At 72.3% G+C, this 6,329-nt stretch carries 8 protein-coding genes; 7 read left to right on the top strand and 1 reads right to left on the bottom strand.

Annotated features, from left to right (window positions below):
* Positions 1-273 precede the first annotated feature (273 nt).
* A complete protein-coding gene (locus ACFUJR_RS25515) occupies positions 274-828 on the top strand; it encodes an HPP family protein (protein WP_383163456.1) in 555 nt (184 codons plus the stop codon).
* 25 nt (positions 829-853) lie between these two features.
* Here ACFUJR_RS25515 and ACFUJR_RS25510 read toward each other — a convergent pair whose 3' ends face one another.
* A complete protein-coding gene (locus ACFUJR_RS25510; RefSeq protein ID WP_383163458.1) occupies positions 854-2,299 on the bottom strand; it encodes a S1 family peptidase in 1,446 nt (481 codons plus the stop codon).
* Positions 2,300-2,603: 304 nt separating this feature from the next.
* Between ACFUJR_RS25510 and ACFUJR_RS25505 the strand changes: the two genes are divergently transcribed.
* From ACFUJR_RS25505 to ACFUJR_RS25480, 6 genes are all read left to right on the top strand, one after another.
* Positions 2,604-3,338 (top strand): lysophospholipid acyltransferase family protein, encoded by a 735-nt coding sequence (locus tag ACFUJR_RS25505; RefSeq protein ID WP_383163460.1) that lies wholly within the window; start codon positions 2,604-2,606, stop codon positions 3,336-3,338.
* 33 nt (positions 3,339-3,371) lie between these two features.
* Positions 3,372-3,641, top strand: a complete 270-nt coding sequence (locus tag ACFUJR_RS25500; protein WP_383163462.1) for a hypothetical protein — start codon at positions 3,372-3,374, stop codon at positions 3,639-3,641.
* A gap of 112 nt (positions 3,642-3,753) precedes the next feature.
* Positions 3,754-4,026, top strand: coding sequence for a hypothetical protein (locus ACFUJR_RS25495; protein WP_383163476.1), 273 nt, complete (start codon positions 3,754-3,756; stop codon positions 4,024-4,026).
* 62 nt (positions 4,027-4,088) lie between these two features.
* Entirely contained in the window at positions 4,089-4,616 is a 528-nt protein-coding gene (locus ACFUJR_RS25490; protein WP_383163463.1) for a hypothetical protein, read from the top strand.
* Between the two features lie 92 nt (positions 4,617-4,708).
* Positions 4,709-4,939, top strand: a complete 231-nt coding sequence (locus tag ACFUJR_RS25485; protein ID WP_383163465.1) for a hypothetical protein — start codon at positions 4,709-4,711, stop codon at positions 4,937-4,939.
* A gap of 245 nt (positions 4,940-5,184) precedes the next feature.
* Positions 5,185-6,270, top strand: coding sequence for a S1 family peptidase (locus ACFUJR_RS25480; RefSeq protein ID WP_383163467.1), 1,086 nt, complete (start codon positions 5,185-5,187; stop codon positions 6,268-6,270).
* Positions 6,271-6,329: the final 59 nt, after the last annotated feature.

Here is a 6,329-nt window from a genome sequence, read left to right as displayed (position 1 = left end):
CCCGCGGCCGGGACGCGGTACCCCGTTCCCTTCGTACGACCACGAGCCGCCCGCCCACACAGCGGGCGGCCGTTTTCGTGTCGCCGGTCGCCGACCCCGCGACGAACGACGGCAAACCCGCAGGTTAGAGTCGTGGACGGTCGCGCCGCCGCACCAGGGCGATGCGCAGGGCCGGGCCGGCTGTCGATCACAGAGCCCCAGGACATCCTCGCGTCCGTCGTACCGCCACCGCCCCGTCCGGCCATCGGCCGCCTGCCACGGAAACAGCACCAGATGACTACCGACGCCCCCTCGCGTCCCCAGCCCACCCGAGCCACCGCCGACGTTCCCCGCCCCGCCCGGTTCACCGGCCGCGCGCCGGCCAGGCCCACGCCGGTGGCCGCGTTCCACAGCGTGAGCGCGGCGACAGCCGTTCTGCTGACACTGGTCGCGATCGGCGCGGTCATCCACGAACCGGTACTGATACCTCCGCTGGCCGCCAGCGCCGCTCTGGTGCACGCCGCGCCGACACTGCCCCTGGCCCAGCCCCGCAGCGTCGTCATCGGCCACCTCCTCGGCGCCGCCACGGGATACGCCGCCCTGGCCGTCGGAGGCGGCAACGCGTGGACCGCGGCCGTCGCCGCCGGCCTCACGCTGGCGCTGACCACCTTCGCGCGTACACCGCACTCAGCCGCCTGCGCGACGGCCGTCGTCATCGTGCTCCAGACGCCCGCACCCGCCCGCTTCGTCCCCCTCCTCTTCGGCTCGACCGTCCTTCTCGTGCTGACCGGGTACGCCGGCTCCCGCATCCGCCGCACCTCACCGAGGTACCCCGCCTACTGGTGGTGATCAACCCCCCGGTCCGCCGCAGGGCTCAGGCCCAGTTCTGGGAGTAGTACTCCTGGTAGTTGCGCCGCCCCTGCCTGGCCTCGATCCAGCGGCTGATCAACAGCAGGACGAGGCTCACCGCGACCACCCCGAGGCCCGGCGCCACACCGCCGAGGGGCCCGAAGTCGTCCGCGATCCCGGAGACGACGCCCGCACCCGATCCGTCCTCGGTGCCGTCCGCCCCCGGCGGCGCTCCGGGCGGAGCTGCCTGGGCGTCCGCCGACGACGTGGGGCGCGGTGAGGGGGAGTCCGTGGTGGAGTCGTCGGAGGGGACGTCGGGCGTGGGGGAGGAGGGCAGGCCGGGACTCGGCTGCCGGCCGGGGTCCGCGGTGGGGCCGACCAGCCGCACCCCGAGCGTCTGCATCGCCGTCACCGCGGGCTGGAAGTAGGTGATGCCGCCCCGCGCGCAGTTGCCGTTGCCGCCGGAGGTCACGCCGAGGGCGAGCCCCCGGGAGAACAGGGGGCCGCCGCTGTCGCCGCGTTCCGCGCAGACCGTGGTCTCGATCAGCCCGGTGACGGTGCCCTCGGGGTAGTTGACGGTCGCGTCGAGGGCGGTGATCCGGCCGGTGCGCAGCCCGGTGGTGCTGCCGCTGCGGAAGACCTGCTGGCCGACGACCGGCTCGGCCGCGCCGATGATCCGTACGCTCCGCCGCCCGTCGAGCGTCACCATGTCGGCGCCGTCGAGCGACGCGCCGTCCTCGTACCGTACGAGGGCGAAGTCACCGCCCGGGAAGTCGGCGGTGACGGTGGTGCCGAGTGGGCGGGAGTCGTCCGGGTTCCGGAACCATGTCGTGCCGGTGCCGCCGCAGTGTCCGGCGGTCAGGATGTACACGTCACGGCCGTCGGTGACGTTGAAGCCGGCCGAGCACCGGCCGCCGTCCGTGAAGATGGGGGCCGCCGCGCTCACCCGGGTGGTGAACCTGCCCTCCGTACGTTCCATCCGCACGACGTCCCCGATGCTCCCGGCCACCCCGGAAAGGCGCGCCCAGTCGCCGGCGGAGACGGTGCTGTCGGCCCGGACGACGATCCGGTTGGAGGAGTAGTCCGTCACCCATGCGGTGCCCGGGACCCGAGGCTGCGCCGCGAGGGTCTCGGTCGCGGCGCGGAGGCGGTCCATGCTGTAGCGGACCATCTTCGGCGCGACGCCCACCCGCCTGGCCTCGGCGGCCGCGGCGGCGTCGGTCACCCCGACGACCGCCCGGCCGTCCGTGCCGGTCCAGCTGCCGGCGGTGCGGGTGTCGCCGAGCCGGGTGACGACCTCCGCCGCCGATCGAGCCTGGTCACCTCCCGCCCTGAGTGTCCCGACCGTGCCCGTGCCCGCTCCTGACGGTTCGCCGGCCACCGCGTGCGTGACCATCAACGAACCGCAGACCAGCCCGCCTGCGGCGGCGAGCCGCATCACCCGCCTCACGCCCCGTCGTGCGTGCTTCATCCCGCTCCTTCGTCGTGCCGCCGCGCCGCTTCGACCAGTACGGCCCCGCCGACCGGGACCCGACCGTCTGTACGCGCGGGAGGCGGCGCGTGTTCAGGCGAGCCGCATCTGCCTTTCCTGGAACCGGAGTTCGACGCGGTTCGGGGACCAAGGCCCGGTCGGGGCGTGGCCTGCGATGTGACACGTACTCAGCCGTGGGGCCGAGGGCCTGAGCGCGGATGAGTACGGGCGCTCAGGCCCACGGCGGGGTCGCGGTCCGACGATGGGGCCCGCACCCCGCGATCGTCAGTCAGGAAGGCCCCGCATGCTCAGTCGCCTCGCCTCCGCAGTCGTTCCCGTCCTGGGAAGGCTGGCCGTCACGACCGACGTCCCGCGGGTGCCCGAGGGCGGCGCCGTGATCGTCGCCAACCACACCAGCCTCGCCGACCCTCTCGTGGTCCTCGCGGCCCTGCGCCGTATGGGCATCGAGCCCGTCGTGCTCTGCGCGGCCGGCCTCTGGCGCGTCCCGCTGCTGGGTCGCGCCCTGACCCGCGAGGGATACGTGCCGGTGCGCCGGGGGACCGCCCGGGCCGCCGAGGCCCTGACCGGAGCGGAGGCCGCCCTGCGCGCCGGACGCTACGTCCTGGTCTACGGCGAGGGCTGCATCCCGGACCGCCCGGACTCGGCGGACGCGCCGCCGCAGGCCTTCCGCAGCGGGCCCGCCCGGCTGGCGGCGGCCGCCGGGGTACCGCTGGTCCCACTCGGCCAGGCCGGTGCCCGCCGCATCACCTCGGGCGGCGCCATCAAGCAGCTCGCCGGACTGCTGACCGCGCCGCTGCGCCGGCCCCGCCTGCACGTCCACATCGGGGCGCCCCCGCGGTTGCCCGCAGACACGGCCTCCGCGACCCACGCGGCCCGGCAGTCCGTGACGCATGCGTGGCGCACGGCCGCACACCGGTGCGCGGCCGGCGGCTCACGACGACTCCGCCGAGGGCGGGCCGGCACGGTCGGCGCGCGAGACGACTCGGCGGCGCACGGCGCTACTCGGCACCGTGCATGACCGGCCATACTCGGGGCGGCGGCAGGAGTGACGGTGGAGAGGCCGCGGCAGAGCGGCGAGGAGACGAGCCCGGTGCACGAGCTGTTCACCCTCGGCACGCTGCTCCCCGCCGAGCCGAGGCGGCCGGTACTGCGCCGCTTTCACGGTCCCAGGCTGCAGGTGGTGGCCGAGGACGGCACGGTCCTGGCACACCTGCACGAGCACGGAGCTCTCGCGTACGTCCTCCAGGACTTCGCAGGCCGGTCCCTGCCGGCCTCGACCTCGTCTCCAAGGGGGCACTCGCCAGGCCCCACTTCCGGCTGACCGAGGGCGACGGCCGGCCCATCGGTGGGGCCACGCGCCGGGCCGGGTCAACCACACGCGTCTGCTCGACGTACGCGCCGGGAACGGCGCCATGCGGCTCACCCGTACGGCTGTGATAAGCAGGAACCGGCTCAGCCGGGACCATCTCGACCGCGCGGTGGGCCGGGTGACGGTCTCGACGTGGCGATCGACGGACGGTCTTCAGCGGTACCACGTCGAACCGGACCCACGAGCCCAGAGCGAGCAGCGGCGGCTCCGCTGCTCCGGGATCACCCGGTCCTCGTCCGGCGGCTGCTCCGACTGGAACAACCCCACCCGCACCTCCTTCGAACCGCGCAACCTCGCCACCACCCAAGGCGCCCGTACCCTCAGTACCTGGTTCTGAAGGCTCTCCGATCTTGAATGACCTCTTGGGTAGGGTGACGCGACAGTTCGGAGGGGGAGCGGATGATGAAGTGGCAAGCGCTGCGAGCGGTGGCCGTGGTGGGTCTGTCAGGGGTACTCATCACGGGATGCGACGATTCTGAAGGTGTGAATCGCTCGGACCGGCCTTCGGCCTCCTCCTCGCCGTCGATTGAGCCCGTCACGGCGAAGGCGCAGGCCGCCGAGAAGGTGAAGCTCGCCGTTGAGGAGCGCATCTCGATGGATGAACAGCAGTTCGGTTCGGGCACGAACTCGCCCTGCTCGACGTCGTCGGCTCTGATGTTCACTGTGAAGTGCAAGGCAGCAGCCGATGCCACATCCGAGGCCGCCGGCCTGGCCTTGCGCGAGATCAATGGGGGCCAGGGGTTCGCGACGCTCGATTCCGTCGCCCGGAAGCTCCGGGCCGCAGTGCGAACCTACGGAGCCTTGGGCTGTGCCACGGGCCCGACGGCAGCGGACACGCGCAAGGCATGCCTGGAGCCGGCTGCTGTCATCGCGCAGGGGTTCCCGGACTTGCGGAGCGGGGCCAATCTGGGGCTGGCGGGCAAGTAGCCCCGGCAGAGACGCGGGAGACCGTTGGTTGTGGACTGTGAGCGTCGGCCGCAGGGTGCGACGAGACGAGATCATGCGGCTCGCGTGACCACATGAGGCGGAGGCGGAAGCAGTACACCGGCTGCGGTCTTGCCCCCTGCCTCAACCGGTTGCCACAAGCCCGACAGTTCTTCTCCCGGCACGCCCCGTGCCCGCTCGACTTCTTCCAGGCCACCTGCGCGACGAACCACGGTGCTCCGCAGTGCAGGTCCGGTGTCGGCAACGTCTACGCCGCCGAGGGCAACCACTGGTACGTGACCTTCTACGACTGGGGCGGCTGCTGAACCGGCAACCACCCCGTGGCGGAGACAGTGACGGGACCCGCCGCTCGGACGTCCGCCGGAGTGGAGGAACCCCTGCCCCGACAGGGCGATGGCGTGAAGAACCTGTGAACGCACGCGAGTTGTCGCGTGTGCGTCTGCAATGGGCTCTTGTGTGCGACTGTGACGCGTCGGAATAGTGCGGCGGGTCATCCTCCGTACCCGGACACCCCTCATCGTCCGGGCACGGCCCCCACAGGAGGTCAATTTTGAAGCACCGTCGCATAACCAGGCGCAAGACCGTCGTAGCGGGTGGCGCGGTCGCCGCGCTCGTCGTGGCCGGTATCACGTTCCAGAGTGCGAACGCCAGCGACAGCACCGAGCAGTTCTCCGTCAAGACGCTGACCGCGCCGGCCGCCGGAACGCTCGCCCTCTCGCTCAAGGTGGACCTCGGCACGGCCGAGGCCGGCACCTACTACGACGCCGCAGCCAAGGCGCTCGTCGTGAACGTGGTGTCCGAGGACGCCGCCCGGACCGTACGCGAGGCGGGCGCCAAACCCCGCATCGTCGAGAACACCCTGGCCGAACTGACCGACGCACGGGAGACCCTGACCGAGAAGGCGACCATCCCGGGCACCTCCTGGGCCACGGACCCGGTCACCAACAAGGTGATCGTCACGGCTGACCGCACCGTCTCGGGCGCCGAGCTCACCACCCTGCGGCAGGTCGTGAAGGGCCTCGGCGGCAAGGCGGAACTCAAGCGCACCGCCGGTGAGTTCAAGCCCTTCGTCTCCGGTGGCGACGCGATCCACTCGGGTGGGGGCCGCTGTTCGCTCGGCTTCAACGTGGTGAAGGGCGGCGAGCCGCACTTCATCACGGCCGGACACTGCGGCGAGACCGGCAGCGAGTGGTCCGACTCGGCCGGCGGCGCGTCGATCGGCTCGATGGTCGACTCCCGGTTCCCGGGGGACGACTTCGCGCTGGTGAAGTACAACGGCGACACCCCGCACCCGAGCGAGGTCAACCTCTACAACGGAAGCGTCCAGCCCATCACCAAGGCGGGCGACGCCACGGTCGGTATGCAGGTGCGGCGCAGCGGCTCGACCACCCAGGTCCACGAAGGTGAGGTCACCGGTCTCGACGCGACCGTGAACTACGGCAACGGCGACATCGTCGAGGGCCTCATCCAGACCTCGGTCTGCGCGGAGCCCGGTGACAGCGGCGGCTCGCTCTTCGCCGGTGACACAGCGATCGGACTCACCTCGGGTGGCAGCGGCAACTGCTCCTCGGGTGGGGAGACGTTCTTCCAGCCCGTGACCGAAGCACTGTCGACCTTCGGCGCCGAGATCGGCTGACCGCGGGATCAACTGGCGTGGGGGGGAGGGTGCGCCGCCTCCGGGGGGGGGGCGTCTCC

Source organism: Streptomyces sp. NPDC057271 (assembly GCF_042668715.1).
Taxonomy (GTDB): domain Bacteria; phylum Actinomycetota; class Actinomycetes; order Streptomycetales; family Streptomycetaceae; genus Streptomyces.
This window is presented reverse-complemented; position numbering and strand designations above follow the sequence as displayed.